Raw genomic sequence first — 17784 nt, forward strand, 5'->3', positions numbered from 1 at the left:
AGGAGTCCATCATGAAAGAACTGCCCAATCCCACCTTTGCATTGTCGCCAGTCGCAATGCCACGGGGGTCACTTCATCAAAGCTCTCATGCTGCCGATCCGGTCGCTGTTCAAGGGACTGCGCCGGGGAAAATCCAGGTAGGCTGGGCCAGGCACCAGGACGAGGTGCGGCAGGCACAGCGGCTGCGGTACCAGGTCTTCGCGCTGGAGATGGGGGCGACGCTGCCCAGCACGGTGCCGGGCCATGACATCGACCTGTTCGACGATTTCTGCGAACACCTGCTGGTGCGCGACGAAGCCAGCCAGGAAGTCATAGGCACTTACCGCGTGCTCACGCCGACCCAGGCCAAACGCGTGGGCAGCACCTACAGCGACACCGAGTTCGACCTCACGCGCCTGCGCGCCCTGCGCGAACGCATGGTCGAGCTGGGACGCAGCTGCGTGCATGCCGAGCACCGCCACGGCGGTGTGATCCTGGCCTTGTGGGGTGCGCTGGCCGAGTTCATGGCGCGCAACCAGCTCGACACCATGATCGGCTGCGCCAGCATTCCGATGCAGCACAGCGGCCACCCGGAATACGGCAGCGGGCATGCGGCAGCCAGCATCTGGCGCCAGGTGCGGCAAAGCCACCTGGCAGCCATCGAATACCACGTGACGCCGCGCCTGGCCCTGCCGGTCGAGCAGCTCGACGATTCGCTGGACGTCGAGCCGCCGGCGCTGATCAAGGGCTACCTGCGGCTTGGCGCCAAGGTCCTGGGCGCACCGGCCTGGGACCCGGACTTCAACTCGGCCGACCTGCCCATGATGATGCGCATTGCCGATCTGCCGCCGCGTTATCGCAAGCATTTTTCCAGCAAGGCGACCTGATGCGTACGCTGTTCGACAAGCTCGGCGCGCTCAACCATGGGGGCACGCCGCCGCCCGAAGACGACCATGATGACGCCGCATTGCGCCAGCGCTACCGCAGCATCTTCATTTCCGACTTGCACCTGGGTACACCGGGCTGCCAGGCCGCGGCACTGCTGGACTTTCTGAGGGCCCACCCCAGCGACCACCTTTACCTGGTGGGCGATATCGTGGACGGCTGGCAGCTGCGGCGCAAATGGTACTGGCCGCAGTCGCACAACGATGTGGTGCAAAAGCTGCTGCGTCGCGCGCGCAAGGGCTGCCGGATCGTCTATGTGCCTGGCAACCATGATGAGTTTGCGCGTGAGTTTATCGGCCATCAGTTCGGTGGCATCGAGGTGGTCGAGGACGCCGTGCACACCACCGCCGACGGCCGTCAGTTGTGGGTTGTACACGGTGACTATTTCGACGCGGTGGTTCAATGCGCCAGATGGCTGGCCTACGTGGGCGACAACCTCTATGAACTCACGCTCAAGCTCAACCGCCACCTCAACAGCCTGCGCGCGCGCATGGGGCTGCCCTACTGGTCGCTCTCGGCCTACCTCAAGCACAAGGTCAAGAGTGCGCTGAACTACGTCACCGATTTTGAAGTCGCGGTCGCCAACGAGGCGCGCCGGCGCGGCCACCAGGGGGTGGTCTGCGGCCACATCCACCGCGCCGAAATGCGCGACATCAACGGCGTGCTTTATTGCAATGACGGCGACTGGGTCGAAAGCCGCACCGCGCTGGTGGAACACTACGACGGCAAGCTGGAGCTGCTGCACTGGGCGCCGGCCCATGAAACGCAGGGCCGCGGCCATGTGGCGGGCACGGTGGCCGCATGAAAATTGCCCTTGTTACCGACGCCTGGCAGCCGCAGGTCAATGGCGTGGTCACCACGCTGGTGGAGCTGGTGCGTGAACTGCAGGCCCTGGGCCACACGGTGGAAGTGCTCCACCCCGGCCTGTTCAGAACGCGGCCTTGTCCGGGTTACGCCGGCATCGATCTGGCCGTGCGTCCCCAAGCCCTGCTGACCGCACGGCTGGATGCTTTCGCGCCCGAAGCCATCCACATTGCCACCGAAGGCCCGCTGGGCTGGGCGGCACGCAGCTATTGCGGCAAGCGCGACCTGCGTTTCACCACCGCCTTTCACACCAAGTTTCCGGAGATCCTCCACGCCGCATTGAAAATTCCGCTGTCCTGGGGTTACGCGCTGTTCCGATATTTCCACAAGGCTTCGTCAGGCGTCATGGTGCCGACCCAGGGCGTGCTGCGCATGCTGGAGAAACGCGGTTTTCGCCAGCTGCGCAGCTGGACGCACGGGGTGGACACCGCGCTGTTCCCGTTTCATTCCAGTGCGCGGCTCTACCCGCCCATGGGCACCCTCGCGCGGCCGGTGTCCCTGTTTGTCGGTCGTGTGTCGTATGAGAAAAACATCGAGGCCTTCCTGGCGCTGGACATTCCGGGGACCAAGGTGGTCTGCGGCGTCGGGCCGCTGGAGGCTTCGCTCAAGGCGCGTTATCCGCAAGTGCGCTGGCTGGGTGTGCTGCCGCGCGACGAATTGGCCAGGGTCTACGCTGCCGCCGATGTGTTTGTTTTTCCCAGCCGGTCGGAAACCTTCGGCCTGGTGATGCTCGAAGCCATGGCCAGCGGTACACCCGTCGCGGCTTACCCGGTTGACGGCCCGCTCGAGGTGCTGGGCAAACCGGATGGCAGCCACCACGGCGGTGTTCTGGATACGGACCTGAAACGCGCCTGTTACAAGGCGATGGCGGTGCCACGCCATGAGGCCCGCGCCCGTTCGCTGGACTTCAGCTGGACGCATGCTGCAAAACTGTTCGAAGGCCATCTGGTGCCGGTTCGCAGCAAGGCCAAAAGTGCGTTGGTGACGACCCAGGCCCTGGTTTGAAACATTTGTCATGAGGTTGTCACGTTTTTGTCATCAAATCCGCGCACACTGACAAGTCAGATTCATGACAATTACCAGTTCGGACGGCATGTTGCAAACTTCTGCCTCTTCACCCTTGCCTGCGGGCCTGCCCGCCGCGGCTGCAGCGGTCCAGTTTCTGGACCGGGACCACAGCATCCTGGCGTTCAACGAGCGGGTGCTGGACTGGGCCAAGCGGCCCGACGTGCCCCTGCTGGAGCGGCTGCGCTTCCTGTGTATTGTTTCGTCCAACCTGGACGAGTTTTTCGAGGTGCGCGCCGCGCTGCACCTGACGGCTGCGCTCAACCAGGAGCAGAAGGCGCCTTACTCGGCCGAGTCTTTCAAGACCCTGTCTGCCGCTGCCCACGACATGGTGGCCCGCCAGTACGCGCTGTACAACGACGAATTGATGCCGGAGTTTGCGAAGCAGGGCATACGGATTGTTTCGCACGGCGACCGCAGCGCGGCCCAGCGCCGCTGGGTCAAGGCCTACTTCGAACGCGAGGTCCAGCCGCTGTTGATTCCTGTCGGGCTGGATCCTTCGCACCCGTTTCCGCAGGTTGCCAACAAGTCGCTCAATTTCATTGTGCGGCTGGGCGGGCGTGACGCCTTCGGCCGCGAAAATGACATTGCCATCGTCAAGGTGCCGCGCGTACTGCCGCGCCTGATCCACATGCCCGACAAGGGTTCGCGGAAAAAGCTGCTGTTTGTCTCGCTGTCGAGCATCATCCGGGCGCATCTGGCCGACCTGTTTCCGGGCCGCCAAGTCGGGGAGTTTTCACAGTTTCGCGTGACACGGCACTCTGACCTGGCGGTCGATGAAGACGACGTGAAGAACCTGCGGACCGCCTTGCGGCTCGGGCTGGAGCAAAGGCATTACGGGCTGGCAGTGCGCCTGGAGGTGTCGGCGGGTTGTTCCAAACACCTGTCGGATTTTCTGCGTGGCCAGTTCAGCTTGCCGGAGGAAGCCTTGTACCGGGTGCACGGCCCGGTCAACCTGGTGCGCCTGACCCAGCTGGTGGACCTGGTCAATGACCCGAAGCTGCTTTTTCCGCCCTACAAGGCCTGTTACCCGACGCAGCTGGTGCCGGGGCAGTCGTTTTTTGAACGCCTCAAGCAGGGCGACGTCTCCATCCACCAGCCCTTCGAGAGTTTCAATGGTGTGCTCGATTTCCTGCGCGAGGCGGTGAACGATCCGCAGGTGCTGGCCATCCGGCAGACCATCTACCGCACCGGTCCGGACTCCGAACTCATGGTCCTGCTGCGTGAGGCGGTGCGTCGCGGCAAGGAAGTCACGGTGGTGCTCGAGCTCAAGGCGCGCTTTGACGAGGAAGCCAACATCAACTGGGCCGAGATGCTGGAGTCGATCGGGGCGCAGGTGGTGTATGGCGTGGTCGGGCTCAAGACCCATGCCAAGATGCTGCTGGTCACCCGGCGCGAAGGACGGCAGCTGGTGCGTTACGCCCATTTGTCCACCGGCAATTACAACCCGAATACCGCGCGCCTGTACACCGATGTGAGCTACCTGACGAGCGACCCGGCGCTGACCGCAGAAATCGACAGCGTCTTCGGGCATCTGGCAAGCCAGAGCAAATTGCCCCGGTTGCAGCGCCTGCTGGTGGCGCCGTTTCAGTTGCACCGCAAACTGATCGAAAAAATCGACGCCCTGGCCGAGGCTGCAACGCTCGGCAAGGACACGCGCCTGGTGGCCAAGATGAACGCCCTGACCGACGAGGGCCTGATGCTGGCCCTGGTCAGGGCAGGGCAGCGCGGCGTGAAAATTGACCTGGTGGTGCGCGGCGCCTGCATGCTGCCTGCCGGCGTGCCCGGGGTGACGGACAACATTCGCGTGCGTTCCATCATCGGGCGTTTTCTGGAGCATTCACGCGTGTTCTATTTTCGTTGTGACGGGGAGGAGACCCTGTACCTGTCCAGCGCCGACTGGATGAACCGCAACATGCTGCGGCGTGTGGAACTGGCCTGGTCGGTGACCGATCCCGTGATGCGCCAGCGCATCATCGACGAATGCCTGGTCGCCTACCTGCATGACAGCCAGGACGCCTGGGACCTGCAGCCCGATGGAACTTACCTGCGGGCCGGTGCGTCGCCGCAGGCCGGGCGGCACGGTGCGCAGGCCGCGCTGATGGCCCGTTATTCGGCTGGCGGCGCTGCGGTGCAAGGCTAGACGCGATGGACCTGATTCTGTGGCGTCATGCAGAGGCTGAAGAGTCGCCTGTCGACGTGCAGAGCGCAAGCGACCTCGAACGTTCATTGACGCCGAGAGGCGAGAAGCAGGCGGCACGCATGGCAGGCTGGCTGGACCGGCAGTTGCCGGAGCGGGCGCGCATCCTGGTGAGTCCGGCGCGCCGCTGCGAGCAGACGGCGCTGGCGCTGGGGCGCAAGTACAAGATCCGTGCAGAACTCGGGCCCGACGCACCGCCTTCACAGCTTCTCGAACTGGTGCAATGGCCGGTCAACAAGCTGCCGATTCTGGTGATCGGCCACCAGCCCACCCTGGGCCAGACCATCGCCCAGTTGCTGGGCCTGCAGGAAAGCGAATGCCCGGTGAAAAAGGGTGCACTCTGGTGGCTGCGCACGCGTGAGCGCGAAGGAGGCTTGCAAACCGTGCTGGTCACCGTGCAATCGCCCGAGCTGCTCTGAGCCACGCCCCCCGGCCGCGCGGCGCCGATTCAGGAGGACGCTGCCGGACGGCCGGTTTTGATGGCTGGCACATTGGCCAGCGCCGTCAGAAAGGCGGCATCGGGCATGGCGGCCAGCGCCTTGATGCCGGCCCGCAGGAGTTCACTTTTTTTGACCGTTTGGTTCAGCCCGCCTGCGCGCTGCTTGAGTTCGTCGAGCACCCCATATTCCGCCTTGGGGATGGTGAAACTGTCACGTACCAGTTTGGGTTTTTTTGCCTTGGCGGTTTTTTCGGGTGAGGTGGCGGACACTGGCGCGACGGCCTTTTTCTTGACGGGGCCGGCCGGGACTTTTGCCCTTTTGGCAGGGGCTTTCGTTTTCGTGACGGGGGCTACAGCTCGCCTGACGGGCGCCTTGCGCGAGGCGGTGCCGGTTTTCGCGGTGACGCTGGTTTTTTTCGAAGTGGCCATTGGAATGTCTTTCGGAATAAACGGTTTATATAGTTTATTCCGTTCCTGGAAAGCCGGTCAAGCCCTCGCCCGCGAGCCTTCAGAGTTCTTCGAGTGCCAGGCTCCAGGGGGTTTTCTGCCAGGCCAGCACCTCTTCACGCAGCAGGTGCGCTGACTGGGGGAAGGCCTCGGCCCAGCCCGGTCGGCAGACCAGCGAAAACTGGCGGTTGCCGGCGCTGGCGATCTGCATGCCCCGGACGTCGGGGTCGCGGCGCGCATGGCTGAGGATCACCGCCAGCCGCAGGCACAGCAGTTGCAGTACGAAAACCTCGTCGTCGAAATCGGCTTCCAGCTTGCGCAGCTTGCCTCGGTGGCCCAGCACCAGCAGGCTCAGGCGGTGCAGTTCCTGCAGCGTGAAGCCCGGTGCATCGGCGTTGTCCAGGATGTAGGCGCCGTGCTTGTGATAGTCGCTGTGCGAGATGTGGCTGCCGATTTCATGCAGCAGGGCGGCCCAGTCTAGTTTGCGCTGGACGCGCCCCAGCTCGGCCACGGACAGGCCGGTGCTGGCCCGTGCGAAGAGGGCACGGGCGACCCGGCTCACGCGCTGGGCCTGGGCCGTGTCGATGTCGAACTTGCTGGTCAGCCGCTGCACGCTGTTCGAGCGCAAGTCGGTCGTTTCCTCTTCGCGTTCCAGCAGGTCATACAACACGCCGTGGCGCAGTGCGCCTTGGGCGGTCTGCATCTGCGTGATGCCCATCAGCTCAAACACCGCGCGCAACACGCTGACGCCTCCGCCTATCACGGCGCGCCGGTCGTCCTTCATGCCTTCGAGCTTGAGGCGCTCTGCACTTTGGGCCTTGAGCAGGCGGTCCAGCAGCCAGTCCAGTCCTTCGCGCGTGACCATGCCCTGGGGCCACCCCCCGGCCATCAGCACGTCGCTGACGGCACCGACCGTGCCCGAGGAGCCGTAGGCCACATCCCAGCCGCCGCGGTAAAGGTTGATGGCTTCGTCCAGCACCGCCTTGGCGGCCACCTCGGCCGTCTGGAAGGCCCTCGCACTGAACTGGCCATCGGGGAAATATTTCATGGACCAGCCCACGCTGCCGACGCGGTAGGACTCCATGGTCACCGCGTCCAGGCCCTTGCCCAGAATCATTTCGGTGGATCGGCCTCCGATATCGACGACCAGGCGGCGTTCGCCGGACTGGGGCAGCAGGTGCGCCACGCCCTGGTAGATCAGGCGCGCTTCCTCGCGCCCGGAGATCACGTCGATGGGAAAACCCAGCACCTTGTGGGCGCGCTGCAGAAACACGTCGCGGTTACGGGCTTCGCGCAAGGTCTGGGTGGCGACGGCGTGCACCTCCCCCTTTTTGAAGCCGGCGAGGCGCTCGCCGAACCGGGCCAGGCAGTCCCAGCCGCGCTGCATGGCTTCCGGCGTGAGGTTGCGCTCCTCATCCAGGCCGTTGCCCTGGCGCACGGTTTCCTTGAGGTATTCGGTACGGTGGATCTGGCCGTGATCGAGGCGGCCTATTTCGAGGCGATAGCTGTTGGACCCAAGGTCCACGGCAGCCAGGCGGGTTCCATTTTGCATGTGTGAGCGTCTGAGAGGAGGCTCAGCATAGCACTCGCGCGGCACCCGCATTGACGGTTGTACTCCTAGCCGATCAAACGGCCGTCCGCCGTGGTCATGCTTTGCGTCACATAAGTTGCACTGCGGCGCTGGGCGTCATAGCTGATGCGGAAACCGCCCACATCGACGTCGGCGCGCCGCTGGAACTCCGCCAGTGCGGTCTGGCGCGTCAGCGGGCCATTGATGCCGTTTAAAACCTCGTGGGTATAGCGGGCCGCGATGAATCCAGCCAGGCTGAGCGGTACAGGCGGCTCGTCGAACAGGCGGCCCAGCGTTTCCCGATAGGTGCGCACCACTGGCAGGCTGGCGTTGACCAGGGGCACCACCTGGGTGGCGATGACTGGCGTGATTTTTGCACCCCCCATTTGCATCATGGTCTGGATGTTCACATCGGCCAACGCCACGATGTAGCGCTGACGGGCCTGTTTGCCGAGGCCCTGCGTGAACTGGGCCAGTTCGGGGGTACCGCCCAGAAACAGCAGCACAGCCGGGGTGGTCGGCGTGAGTTTCTGGCCTAGAACGCCCAAGTCGCCCGAACCGCGAAAGGACTGCAGCTTGAGCCCCATGTTGCTGGCGATGCGTTCGACGTCAGCGCGATAAACCGCTTGGTCCTGATCGGAGGCATACACGGCGCCGAGATCCTTCAGTCCCATCGACGACAAATTCTTCAGTGCGTGCGCGATCTGCTGCTGGCGGGCCGCGAAAATCGGGAAGGTCTGGTCGTCGATGACGAGGCTGGAGTTTTGCAGCCAGGGGGCGGCGTGGGCGATGGCCAGCCGGTCCTGCGACAGCTGTGCGACGACCTGACTGGCCACCTGGTCGCCGACGGTACCGGAGAGAACGATGCATGAGGGATCGTCCTTGATTTTGTCCAGTGCAGCGCGTACGCTGGCGGGCGTGCCGTCGGTTTCCAGCGTCAGATGCCGCACGGTCTTGCCGCGCAGGCCGCCGCGGGCGTTGATGTCCTGCCAGGCGGCACGCGATCCGATCAGAAAATCCTTCGAGACGTCCTGCTGTGCCAGCGAGAAGTCAACCAGCTGAGCAACGACCAGGGCGCGTGTGGTGGCCGCTGGCTTGCCGGGTTGGGCCAGGGCGGGAAGCGCGACCTGCGCCGCCAGAAGGCCTGCGCCCTGCAAAATCTGGCGGCGCCGAAGCTTGGAGTGAAAATGCATGGTCTTTTTTCCATGGCGCAGCCTGGATGGCGTCACCGTCTGATTTAAGTGCTATTCAATGAGTAGCGGCTCGCGCCCGCTGGGTGGGGGCGGAGGCCGGAAATGCCCGAATAACGGGGAAGGTCCGGCGACGGCTGTCGCCGGACACGGGCCCGGATTATTTCTTGACGGGGGGGATCAGCACGCGGTCCACGGTGTGGATCACGCCATTTGTCGCAACGATATTGGCAGTCTGCACCATGGCGTCTTCAACGGTCACAAACTCGCCGGCCTTGGCCAGCGCGACGCTGCCGCCATTGACGGTTTTGACGGAGCCGTTTTTGACGTCGGCGCTCATCACTTTTCCGGCAAGAACGTGGTAGGTCAGCACGTCCCGGAGCATGGCCGGGTCTTTTGCCAGGGCATCCATGGTTTTGGCAGGCACGGCCTTGAACGCATCGTTGGTGGGGGCAAACACCGTGAAGGGGCCGGTGCCGTTCAGGGTGGAAGCCAGCCCCGATTTGGAGATCAGGCTGCTGAGCGTGCTCAGCGATGGCGTAGCTGCGATGGTGTCAGCCACCGGGACGGGCGTGGAACGGGTTGCGCAACCGGCCACCATGGCGGCTGCGGCGGCGATCAAAATCAGACGGCGATGAAACATTGCGTTACTCCTGGTTAGAAAACAAGGCGATATTAGGGATGTTCCATGACAATTTCGTGACCTGTGCCGCGCACGTGCTCCGGTGGGCATGTGCCTCCAGGGTTTGCCGGACGGGTGGAGGCGGGTTGTCATACGGTTGTCACACAAACTTCCTACAGTCCTTACATCTTTCATCAACTCAAGAGGTGTACGAATGAATCTGAATTTCAAGGCGACCGTTGCCAGCGTGCTGGCCCTGACTGCTCTTTCTTTTGCCTCCGTGGCAAGTGCCCAGGACGTTACTGGCGCCGGCGCCTCCTTCCCAGCGCCCATTTATGCCAAATGGGCAGACGCCTACAACAAGGCGACTGGCGTGCGGATCAACTACCAATCCGTGGGTTCTGGTGCCGGCCTTCGCCAGATCCGCGGAAAAACCGTGGACTTCGGTGCTTCCGATGCGCCGCTGACCGATGCTGAATTGGCCAAGGACGGCCTGCTGCAATTTCCTACAGTGATCGGTGGTGTGGTTCCCGTTGTCAACATCAAGGGCGTCGCCGCCGGGCAGATCAAGCTGACCGGCGCCGTTCTGGGCGACATCTACCTCGGAAAGATCACCAAGTGGAATGATGCTGCCGTCACCGCCCTGAATCCCGGCTTGCCCTTGCCGGACGCCGCGATTGCTGTGGTGCGCCGTGCTGACGGCTCCGGCACCAGCTTTATCTTCACCAACTACCTGTCCAAGGTGAACCCCGAGTGGAAAGCCAAAGTGGGCGAGGGCACTGCGGTGAACTGGCCAACGGGTGCTGGCGGCAAAGGTAACGAGGGTGTGTCCGCTTTTGTGCAGCGTCTGCCCAATTCGATTGGGTACGTCGAGTACGCCTATGCCAAGCAGAACAAGCAAACCCACGTGGCCATGCGTAATGCTGCCGGCAGTTATGTCCAGCCCAGCGACACGGCGTTCAAGGCTGCAGCTGCCGGAGCGGAATGGAGCAAGTCCTTCTACCAGATCCTGACCGAGCAGCCAGGCAAAGACTCCTGGCCCATCACTGGCGCGACCTTCATCCTGATGCACGCCAAGCAGGACAAGCCGGCCCAGGCCACCCAGACGCTGAAGTTTTTCGACTGGGCTTACAGCAGCGGTGACAAGATGGCCGACGACCTGGACTACGTTCCCATGCCTGACTCGGTGAAAGCCGTCATTCGCCAATCGTGGAGCAAGATCGCCGACGGTTCGGGAAAGGCCGTTGCGGTCAAGTAAATACACCTCTGCCTGGGCGAAGCGACGGGCGTCGCTTCGCCTTTTTCATATCTGTTTAGGAGCCTGCCGTGGCAGCTACACTTCCTGCAAGTTCATACAGCAGCAGAGAAACGACCATGTCAGTCCCCCCCTCTCCAACCAAGCGCAGATCAAGCCGCACTGCCGATCTGGTCTTCGAGTGGATGGCCCGACTGGCGGCTATCGTCACCTTGTTGCTTCTGGCAGCCATCATCCTCGCGCTCGTGATGGGCGCCTGGCCGGCCATCAAGGAATACGGCCTGAGTTTTCTGTGGACCTCCGAGTGGGACCCCGTGCAGAACAAATACGGCGGCCTGGTGATGATCTACGGCACGCTGATGACCTCGTTTGTCGCGCTGCTGATTGCCGTGCCCGTGAGTTTTGGAATTGCATTGTTCTTGACCGAGTTGTCGCCGCGCTGGCTCAGGCGGCCGCTGGGCGTGGCCATCGAACTGCTGGCGGCCGTGCCTTCCATCGTGTATGGCATGTGGGGCCTGCTGGTCTTTGGCCCCATCCTGGCCAAATACGTGCAGGCACCGCTGCAGGCCGCTTTTGGCGATGTGCCTTATCTGGGCGCGCTGTTTTCCGGTCCGCCTGTCGGCATCGGCATTCTGGCCGCGGGCATCATCCTGGCCATCATGATCATTCCGTTCATTGCCTCGGTCATGCGCGATGTGTTTGAGGTCACCCCGCCCATGCTCAAGGAGTCGGCGTATGCGCTGGGCGCCACCACCTGGGAAGTCGTTTTCAAGATCGTGCTGCCTTACACCAAGGCCGGTGTTATTGGCGGCATCATGCTCGGTCTGGGCCGTGCCCTGGGCGAAACCATGGCGGTGACTTTTGTCATCGGCAACTTCAATCAGCTCGATTCGTTGTCGTTGTTTCAGGCGGCCAACAGCATCACCTCCGCACTGGCCAACGAGTTCGCGGAAGCCAGTGAAGGCCTGCACCAGGCGGCGCTGATTTACCTGGGTCTGGTCCTGTTCTTCATTACCTTTGTGGTCCTGAGCCTGTCCAAGCTGCTGCTGTCGCGCCTGCAGAAAAACGAAGGAGCCCGAACATGAGTGCCGTCCGCCCCGGCGCAGCGCAGCAAGCCCGGCTGGCCAAGTTCAACCAGCGCAAGACGGTCAACGTGATCGCCATCACCCTGTCCATGGCAGCCATGGCATTTGGCCTTTTCTGGCTGATGTGGATTCTTTTCGAGACCTTTCGCCTCGGCCTGGGAGGGCTCAGCATTGCACTGTTCACCGAAATGACGCCGCCACCGAATGCTGAAACCGGCGGGTTGGCGAATGCCATCTTCGGCTCGCTCACCATGGTGTTGCTGGCGACCGCGCTGGGCACGCCGATCGGCGTGCTGGCCGGCATCTATCTTGCCGAATATGGCGCCCACACGCGCCTGGGCAAGCTGACCGGTTTTGTGAACGACATCCTGCTGTCGGCACCGTCCATCGTCGTCGGCCTGTTTGTTTATGCCCTGATTGTTGCCCAGGTCAAAAGCTTTTCAGGCTGGGCCGGTGTGGTTGCCCTGGCGCTGCTGATCATTCCCGTGGTCATCCGCACCACGGACAACATGCTCAAGCTGGTTCCGAACGCGCTGCGGGAAGCGGCCTATGCCCTCGGCAGCCCCAAGTGGAAGGTGATCATGGGCATCACGCTGCGAGCCGCGCAGGCCGGCGTCGTGACCGGTGTGTTGCTGGCAGTGGCCCGCGTAGCCGGTGAAACCGCGCCTTTGCTCTTTACTGCGCTGTCCAACCAGTTCTGGACCAGTGATCTGAGCCAGCCGATGGCCAGCCTGCCGGTGACGATATTCAAGTTCGCCATGAGCCCGTTCGAAAACTGGCAGAAGCTGGCCTGGGCCGGCGTGCTGCTGATCACGCTGGGTGTGCTGGCGCTGAACATCCTGGCGCGCGTGCTTTTCAGAAACAAGAATTGAGAAAGAAGCAAGATGCAAACACCCCTCCTGGCGCGCAGTGAAACGATCAAGATGTCGGTGCGCGACCTGAATTTTTACTACGGCAAGTTCCACGCGATCAAGAACGTCAGCTTGGACATTCCCGAAAAGAAGGTCACGGCTTTCATCGGCCCCTCGGGGTGCGGAAAGTCCACACTGCTGCGGACTTTCAACCGCATGTATGAGCTCTATCCCGACCAGCGCGCCGAGGGGCAGGTCATGATGGGCGGCGAGAACATGATCACGTCGAAGGAAGACGTCTCGCTGATCCGTGCCCGTATCGGCATGGTATTCCAGAAACCGACGCCGTTTCCCATGTCCATTTACGACAACATTGCGTACGGCGTGAAGCTGTTCGAAAGCCTTAACGCCAGCGACATGGACGAGCGCGTCGAATGGGCGTTGGGCAAGGCCGCGCTGTGGAACGAGGTCAAGGACAAACTCAACCAGAACGGCGCCAGCCTGTCGGGTGGTCAACAGCAGCGCCTGTGTATCGCGCGCGGCATAGCGATCAAGCCGGAAGTGCTGTTGCTCGATGAACCCTGCTCTGCGCTCGATCCGCTGTCGACCGCCAAGATCGAGGAGCTGATTGCCGAGCTGAAGGAAGACTACACGGTGGTCATCGTGACACACAACATGCAGCAGGCGGCCCGTTGCAGCGACTACACGGCCTATATGTACCTCGGTGACTTGATTGAGTTTGGGTCGACCGAGGACCTCTTCTTCAAGCCCAAGCGCAAGGAAACCGAAGACTACATCACTGGCCGTTTCGGCTGACCAGGCACCAGGAGCGCACCATGCCCGAAAAACATTTGTCCACCCAGTTTGACAGCGAACTCAACACCGTATCCTCCCGTGTGATGGAACTGGGCGGACTGGTCGAGTCCCAGATTCGCCACGCCATCTATGCGCTGTCGCAGTTCAGCGCCGAGACCGCCAACAAGGTCATTGAGACCGAGGCCCGGGTCAATGCGATGGAAATCGACATTGACCGTGATCTGTCGTCCATCATTGCGCGCCGCCAGCCGACCGCGCGTGATCTGCGGTTGCTGATTGCAATTTCGAAAACCACAGCGAATCTGGAGCGCGCCGGTGACGAGGCGGAAAAAATCGCCCGCATGGTCAAGTCCATCATTGAAAGCGGTTCCTCGCGGGCCTTGCCTGCATCAGAGCTGAATGTGGCGGCGGAGCTTGCATCTGCGCTGTTGCGCAAGGCGCTGGATGCGTTTGCCCGTCTCGATACGGCTGCAGCGGTTTCGATCCTGAAGGAAGATGACCTGATTGACCAGGAGTTTGACGGTTTCGTGCGCAAGCTCATCACCTACATGATGGAGGATCCCCGCACCATTTCGCCGAGCCTGGACCTTCTGTTCGTGGCCAAAGCCATCGAGCGCGTGGGCGACCATGCCAAGAACATTGCCGAATTCATCATCTACATCGTCAAGGGCGCCGATGTTCGGCACAGCCCGATGGATCAGATCGAGTCGGCCGTCAAGTAACGGACTTCAATTTCCCATGAAACACCAGCCGCGGATATTGATTGTGGAAGACGAACCAGCGATTGCAGAGCTCATCGCGGTGAACCTGACGCACGGTGGCTTCACCCCGGTGATTGCCGGCGACAGCGTTGCTGCCCAGCGCGAACTCGATGCGGTGCTTCCCGATGTCATCCTGCTGGACTGGATGCTGCCGGGGCAAAGCGGGCTGTCGCTGGCGCGGCACCTGCGCAAGCAGGCCCGTACCAGAAGCATTCCCATCCTGATGCTGACCGCCAAGGGCGACGAGCCCGACAAGGTCGCAGGACTGGATGCCGGCGCCGACGACTACATCACCAAGCCGTTTTCCACTCAGGAATTGCTGGCCCGGATCCGCGCGGTGTTGCGCCGGCGCGCGCCGGAGTCGGTCAGCGACAGCGTGACGGTCGGCGAGTTGATGCTCGACGCTGCCACGCACCGAATTTCCTTTCAGGGGCAGGAACTCAAGCTCGGTCCCACGGAGTTCAAGCTGCTGCACTACCTGATGAAACATGCCGAGCGGGTACACAGCCGCAGCACCTTGCTTGACAAGATCTGGGGTGACCATGTGTTCATCGAGGAACGCACGGTGGATGTGCATGTCAAGCGCCTGCGCGAGGCGCTCGGCGCGGCCGGGACGATGGTGGAAACAGTACGCGGCGCCGGTTACAGGCTGACATCGCTGACAACGGTTGGTCAGCCCGCTGCTGCACAATCAGGGACATGATCAATCGCTGGATAACTTTTGCAGCCTGTTTGCTGCTCGGGTCTGGCGTGGGTTGGTGGATGGCCGGCAAGGACGGCATAGAACCGGGGCTGCTGGTCGCCGGTTTTTTGTGGCTACTGCTTGACACCCTGCAGATCGCGCGCTTGTTGAAGTGGTTGCGGGCCGAGCAGAGCGCTGAAGAGCCGGGCTCTTTGTCCGGTGCGTCTGCGCCAACCGGCGGGGTGTGGGGGGAGATCGCCGACCGGACCCGCCGCATGCTCAAGAACCGCGATCGCCACTACCAGGAAAGCCAGGCTCGGCTCAACGAATTCCTCGCGGCCATGCAGGCTTCACCCAACGGCGTGGTGCTGCTCGATGCGGAAGGGCGGATTGAATGGTGTAACCAGACAGCCGCGCAGCATTTCGGTTTTGACGCTCAGCGCGACGTGATGCAACACATCGCCAATCTCGTGCGGGACCCTGCTTTTACGGCTTATCTGGGCTCGGGCAACTTCTCCCGTGATGTGATGATTCCTGGCGGCCGGTCAACGCCGGCGCGGCCCATCAAGCTGGCCGTGCATCTGCATGCCTACGGCCGGGACCGCAAACTGCTGCTGTCGCGGGATGTCACCGCGCTTGAGCTGGCGGAAGCCATGCGCCGCGATTTTGTGGCCAATGTGTCGCATGAAATCCGCACGCCGTTGACGGTGTTGTCGGGCTTTATTGAAACGCTGCAGACCCTGCCGCTCAAGGAGCATGAGAGAACCCGGTATCTGGGCCTGATGGCGCAGCAGTCGCAGCGCATGCAGACGCTGGTCAGCGACCTGCTTACCTTGTCCCGACTGGAGGGCAGCCCGCTGCCCGATACCGGCGAGTGGGTGACGACGGGAGCCTTGCTGGCGCAATGCGAACAGGAGGCGCGCTCGCTGTCGGCCATGCTGGCCCCTGCGGGTCACAGGCTTGAGTTTGAACCGGGCCCTCCCTGCGAGCTGGCCGGCGTGCAGAACGAACTTCTCAGCGCCATGTCCAACCTGGTGACCAACGCCGTGCGTTACACCCCACCCGCAGGTCTGATCAAGGTCAGCTGGCGGTTGCTCGACGACGGGCGTGGAGAATTCCAGGTCCAGGATACTGGGCCTGGCATCGCCGCGGAACACATTCCACGCCTGACTGAGCGTTTTTACCGGGTGGATCGCAGCCGCTCACGCGAAACCGGCGGCACCGGGCTGGGCCTGGCGATCGTCAAACACGTCACGCAGCGCCATGGGGCCGAGCTGCGCATTGAAAGCCAGCCGGGCCAGGGTTCACGCTTTTCCATCGCTTTTCCTGCCGCCCGGGTGCGCCAGCTTCAACTCGTTTGATTGCTCGGGCTGGTGCGGCCCTGACTGGCTGCGTCAGACCGTGGAGATGATCTCGACATCGTTGGCATAGACGTCGATCCGCTTGTCGTACAGGGGAATGGTGGTGCCATTGACCCGGTTGCTCACCAGCTTGCCCAGGTCCACATCGGCAATCACGATCTGTTCCATGTTGGGCACACCCTCGGCTGCGATGCCGTCACGCGCGAAGGGAAAGTCGGACGGGGTGATGATGGCGGCCTGGCCGAAATGAAGGCCCAACCCTTCGACGGCGAGATTTCCCACGGTGCCAGTCACGGCAACGTACACCTGGTTTTCGATGGCGCGTGCATGGCAGCAGTAGCGAACCCGCCAGAAGCCCTGCCTGTCATCGGTGCAGGAAGGCACAAAAATAATGTCAGCCCCCTGTTCGCACACCTTTCTGGAGAGTTCGGGAAATTCGATGTCATAGCAGATCAGGATGCTGATGCGCCCGTACGGCGTTTCAAACACCTTCAGCTCATTGCCCGGGTCCCCTTTCCATTTTTCCTTCTCCCAGCGCGTCAGGTGGATCTTGTCCTGGGTAAACACCTTGCCGCCGGGCGTGAAAAGGTAGGCGGTGTTGAGCAGGCGTCCATTGGTGATGGTTGGGTGGCTGCCGCCGATGATGTGGACACCCCAATGGGCTGCGAGCTCGGTGAACAAGGCAACGTAGCGGTCGGTGTAGCTGTCCATTTCCCGCACGGCACGACGCAGGTCACTCGTGTCCATGAAGGACAGCAGCTGCGTGGTGAAAATTTCGGGAAACATCACGAACTGCGGTTTGTAATCACCGGCGGCCTTCATCACGAAGCGGACCTGGTTCTCAAAACCGTCCCAGTCGCTGATGGCGCGCAGCAGGTACTGAACGGCGGCGATGCGTACCGTGGTCTGCTGGGGCTTGTGTGCGGGTTCGCGCGCGAGGTCGGTGTTGCTCATGCTCTTGCCTCCTCCTGCAGGGCCGCGGCCAACTGCAGGGTGGGTTTTCTCGCGGGGTCGTAGTCCGGGTTGACCCAGGCGATCAGTGCGGCATGACCGAGGGATTCGCTGTCTTCGGGCAGGTAGTTTTCCATGATGCCGCAGTAGCGGAATCCTTCACGCAGCTGAAAGCTCAGGACAGGGTCCACAAAGTCGCCCCACAGCGTTTTTTTTGCATAGAGTTCTATCGACATCTGCTGGGCGACAACGCTGTACCCCGGCAGCCTGCCGCAGGCAATGATTCGCCGGAGGTTGAGTTGCCGGCAAATGCGGCGCCGGCCTTCATAAAGGGCGTGACCTACCCGTTTGCCACGCAGGCGCGGGTCGACGAAAACTTCAGCACCGTACAGGGTGAATCCTGCCGGGTTGTGTGTGTTGAAGGTGCCTGCGGCCGTGATCTGGGACCAGGTGTGTTCGTCTGCCCATTCGTCCCACGCGATCACCAGCGAACTGGCGCAGCCCACAATGCGCTGGTCCAGTGTGGCGACCAGCTGTCCTTCAGGGAACAGGTCCAGTTGATGGGCAAGCTGGTCGCGCCGCCAGGGAGCGATGGTGGGGTAGACATGCGCTTGCAGCTTCAGCAGGGCGTCAATGTCTGCGGGGGAGGTCGGACGAACGGATAATTTGGTCATATGTCATTGTCCTTTTCGGGCCATGCC

General features: G+C 62.4%; 18 protein-coding genes. 12 read left to right on the forward strand and 6 right to left on the reverse strand.

The window, feature by feature from the left end; genetic code table 11:
* The first annotated feature begins 11 nt into the window (after positions 1 to 11).
* From PSV26_RS16420 to PSV26_RS16440, 5 genes are all read left to right on the forward strand, one after another.
* Entirely contained in the window at positions 12 to 866 is an 855-nt protein-coding gene (locus PSV26_RS16420; protein WP_300572200.1) for a GNAT family N-acyltransferase, read from the forward strand.
* Entirely contained in the window at positions 866 to 1729 is an 864-nt protein-coding gene (locus tag PSV26_RS16425; RefSeq protein WP_300520110.1) for a UDP-2,3-diacylglucosamine diphosphatase, read from the forward strand. Before PSV26_RS16420 ends, PSV26_RS16425 begins: the two co-directional genes overlap by 1 nt.
* Positions 1726 to 2793, forward strand: a complete 1068-nt coding sequence (locus PSV26_RS16430; RefSeq protein WP_300520113.1) for a glycosyltransferase family 1 protein — start codon at positions 1726 to 1728, stop codon at positions 2791 to 2793. Before PSV26_RS16425 ends, PSV26_RS16430 begins: the two co-directional genes overlap by 4 nt.
* Before the next feature lie 88 nt (positions 2794 to 2881).
* Complete coding sequence (gene ppk1 / locus PSV26_RS16435) at positions 2882 to 4996, forward strand: polyphosphate kinase 1 (protein ID WP_300572695.1); 2115 nt, start codon at positions 2882 to 2884, stop codon at positions 4994 to 4996.
* A 5-nt stretch (positions 4997 to 5001) separates the two neighbouring features.
* A complete protein-coding gene (locus PSV26_RS16440) occupies positions 5002 to 5472 on the forward strand; it encodes a histidine phosphatase family protein (protein WP_300520116.1) in 471 nt (156 codons plus the stop codon).
* A gap of 29 nt (positions 5473 to 5501) precedes the next feature.
* On the opposite strand, the gene PSV26_RS16445 is transcribed toward PSV26_RS16440, so the two are convergent.
* From PSV26_RS16445 to PSV26_RS16460, 4 genes are all read right to left on the reverse strand, one after another.
* Positions 5502 to 5921, reverse strand: coding sequence for a hypothetical protein (locus PSV26_RS16445; protein WP_300572202.1), 420 nt, complete (start codon positions 5919 to 5921; stop codon positions 5502 to 5504).
* 79 nt (positions 5922 to 6000) lie between these two features.
* Positions 6001 to 7491, reverse strand: coding sequence for an exopolyphosphatase (ppx, locus tag PSV26_RS16450; RefSeq protein WP_300572204.1), 1491 nt, complete (start codon positions 7489 to 7491; stop codon positions 6001 to 6003).
* 65 nt (positions 7492 to 7556) lie between these two features.
* Positions 7557 to 8702 (reverse strand): ABC transporter substrate-binding protein, encoded by a 1146-nt coding sequence (locus tag PSV26_RS16455; RefSeq protein ID WP_300572206.1) that lies wholly within the window; start codon positions 8700 to 8702, stop codon positions 7557 to 7559.
* A gap of 157 nt (positions 8703 to 8859) precedes the next feature.
* Positions 8860 to 9342: a fasciclin domain-containing protein gene (locus PSV26_RS16460; protein WP_300572207.1), complete on the reverse strand. Its 483-nt coding sequence runs from the start codon at positions 9340 to 9342 to the stop codon at positions 8860 to 8862.
* A gap of 193 nt (positions 9343 to 9535) precedes the next feature.
* Between PSV26_RS16460 and pstS the strand changes: the two genes are divergently transcribed.
* The 7 genes from pstS (at position 9536) to phoR (ending at position 16132) form a co-directional block, all read left to right on the forward strand.
* A complete protein-coding gene (gene pstS, locus PSV26_RS16465; RefSeq protein WP_300520130.1) occupies positions 9536 to 10579 on the forward strand; it encodes a phosphate ABC transporter substrate-binding protein PstS in 1044 nt (347 codons plus the stop codon).
* A 116-nt stretch (positions 10580 to 10695) separates the two neighbouring features.
* Positions 10696 to 11661 (forward strand): phosphate ABC transporter permease PstC, encoded by a 966-nt coding sequence (gene pstC, locus PSV26_RS16470; protein WP_300520132.1) that lies wholly within the window; start codon positions 10696 to 10698, stop codon positions 11659 to 11661.
* Complete coding sequence (gene pstA / locus PSV26_RS16475) at positions 11658 to 12533, forward strand: phosphate ABC transporter permease PstA (RefSeq protein ID WP_300520133.1); 876 nt, start codon at positions 11658 to 11660, stop codon at positions 12531 to 12533. Before pstC ends, pstA begins: the two co-directional genes overlap by 4 nt.
* Positions 12534 to 12545: 12 nt before the next feature.
* Positions 12546 to 13328: a phosphate ABC transporter ATP-binding protein PstB gene (gene pstB, locus PSV26_RS16480; protein ID WP_300572208.1), complete on the forward strand. Its 783-nt coding sequence runs from the start codon at positions 12546 to 12548 to the stop codon at positions 13326 to 13328.
* A 20-nt stretch (positions 13329 to 13348) separates the two neighbouring features.
* Positions 13349 to 14050 (forward strand): phosphate signaling complex protein PhoU, encoded by a 702-nt coding sequence (gene phoU, locus PSV26_RS16485; RefSeq protein ID WP_300520136.1) that lies wholly within the window; start codon positions 13349 to 13351, stop codon positions 14048 to 14050.
* Positions 14051 to 14066: 16 nt separating this feature from the next.
* Complete coding sequence (gene phoB / locus PSV26_RS16490) at positions 14067 to 14792, forward strand: phosphate regulon transcriptional regulator PhoB (protein ID WP_300520139.1); 726 nt, start codon at positions 14067 to 14069, stop codon at positions 14790 to 14792.
* The gene (gene phoR / locus PSV26_RS16495) at positions 14789 to 16132 is read left to right on the forward strand and encodes a phosphate regulon sensor histidine kinase PhoR (RefSeq protein ID WP_300572210.1); all 1344 of its coding nucleotides are present in this window, start codon (positions 14789 to 14791) and stop codon (positions 16130 to 16132) included. Before phoB ends, phoR begins: the two co-directional genes overlap by 4 nt.
* 33 nt (positions 16133 to 16165) lie before the next feature.
* Here phoR and PSV26_RS16500 read toward each other — a convergent pair whose 3' ends face one another.
* Together PSV26_RS16500 and PSV26_RS16505 are read right to left on the reverse strand one after the other, a co-directional pair.
* Positions 16166 to 17086: a carbon-nitrogen hydrolase family protein gene (locus PSV26_RS16500; protein ID WP_300520143.1), complete on the reverse strand. Its 921-nt coding sequence runs from the start codon at positions 17084 to 17086 to the stop codon at positions 16166 to 16168.
* Positions 17083 to 17757, reverse strand: coding sequence for a GNAT family N-acetyltransferase (locus PSV26_RS16505; protein WP_300572212.1), 675 nt, complete (start codon positions 17755 to 17757; stop codon positions 17083 to 17085). The genes PSV26_RS16500 and PSV26_RS16505 overlap by 4 nt, the downstream gene beginning before the upstream one ends.
* Positions 17758 to 17784: the final 27 nt, after the last annotated feature.

This window comes from Polaromonas sp. (genome assembly GCF_029945685.1).
Classification (GTDB): Bacteria; Pseudomonadota; Gammaproteobacteria; order Burkholderiales; family Burkholderiaceae_C; genus Polaromonas.

Excerpts from the sequence above, each read along its gene's own strand:
- PSV26_RS16440 (WP_300520116.1), top strand. The coding sequence starts at position 5,002 with ATGGACCTGATTCTGTGGCGTCATGCAGAGGCTGAAGAGTCGCCTGTC.
- PSV26_RS16500 (WP_300520143.1), bottom strand. The coding sequence starts at position 17,086 with ATGAGCAACACCGACCTCGCGCGCGAACCCGCACACAAGCCCCAGCAG.
- PSV26_RS16505 (WP_300572212.1), bottom strand. The coding sequence starts at position 17,757 with ATGACCAAATTATCCGTTCGTCCGACCTCCCCCGCAGACATTGACGCC.
- PSV26_RS16420 (WP_300572200.1), top strand. The coding sequence starts at position 12 with ATGAAAGAACTGCCCAATCCCACCTTTGCATTGTCGCCAGTCGCAATG.
- pstA (WP_300520133.1), top strand. The coding sequence starts at position 11,658 with ATGAGTGCCGTCCGCCCCGGCGCAGCGCAGCAAGCCCGGCTGGCCAAG.
- pstC (WP_300520132.1), top strand. The coding sequence starts at position 10,696 with ATGTCAGTCCCCCCCTCTCCAACCAAGCGCAGATCAAGCCGCACTGCC.
- pstB (WP_300572208.1), top strand. The coding sequence starts at position 12,546 with ATGCAAACACCCCTCCTGGCGCGCAGTGAAACGATCAAGATGTCGGTG.
- PSV26_RS16445 (WP_300572202.1), bottom strand. The coding sequence starts at position 5,921 with ATGGCCACTTCGAAAAAAACCAGCGTCACCGCGAAAACCGGCACCGCC.
- PSV26_RS16425 (WP_300520110.1), top strand. The coding sequence starts at position 866 with ATGCGTACGCTGTTCGACAAGCTCGGCGCGCTCAACCATGGGGGCACG.
- phoB (WP_300520139.1), top strand. The coding sequence starts at position 14,067 with ATGAAACACCAGCCGCGGATATTGATTGTGGAAGACGAACCAGCGATT.
- phoU (WP_300520136.1), top strand. The coding sequence starts at position 13,349 with ATGCCCGAAAAACATTTGTCCACCCAGTTTGACAGCGAACTCAACACC.
- pstS (WP_300520130.1), top strand. The coding sequence starts at position 9,536 with ATGAATCTGAATTTCAAGGCGACCGTTGCCAGCGTGCTGGCCCTGACT.
- PSV26_RS16460 (WP_300572207.1), bottom strand. The coding sequence starts at position 9,342 with ATGTTTCATCGCCGTCTGATTTTGATCGCCGCCGCAGCCGCCATGGTG.
- PSV26_RS16455 (WP_300572206.1), bottom strand. The coding sequence starts at position 8,702 with ATGCATTTTCACTCCAAGCTTCGGCGCCGCCAGATTTTGCAGGGCGCA.
- ppx (WP_300572204.1), bottom strand. The coding sequence starts at position 7,491 with ATGCAAAATGGAACCCGCCTGGCTGCCGTGGACCTTGGGTCCAACAGC.
- PSV26_RS16430 (WP_300520113.1), top strand. The coding sequence starts at position 1,726 with ATGAAAATTGCCCTTGTTACCGACGCCTGGCAGCCGCAGGTCAATGGC.
- phoR (WP_300572210.1), top strand. The coding sequence starts at position 14,789 with ATGATCAATCGCTGGATAACTTTTGCAGCCTGTTTGCTGCTCGGGTCT.
- ppk1 (WP_300572695.1), top strand. The coding sequence starts at position 2,882 with ATGTTGCAAACTTCTGCCTCTTCACCCTTGCCTGCGGGCCTGCCCGCC.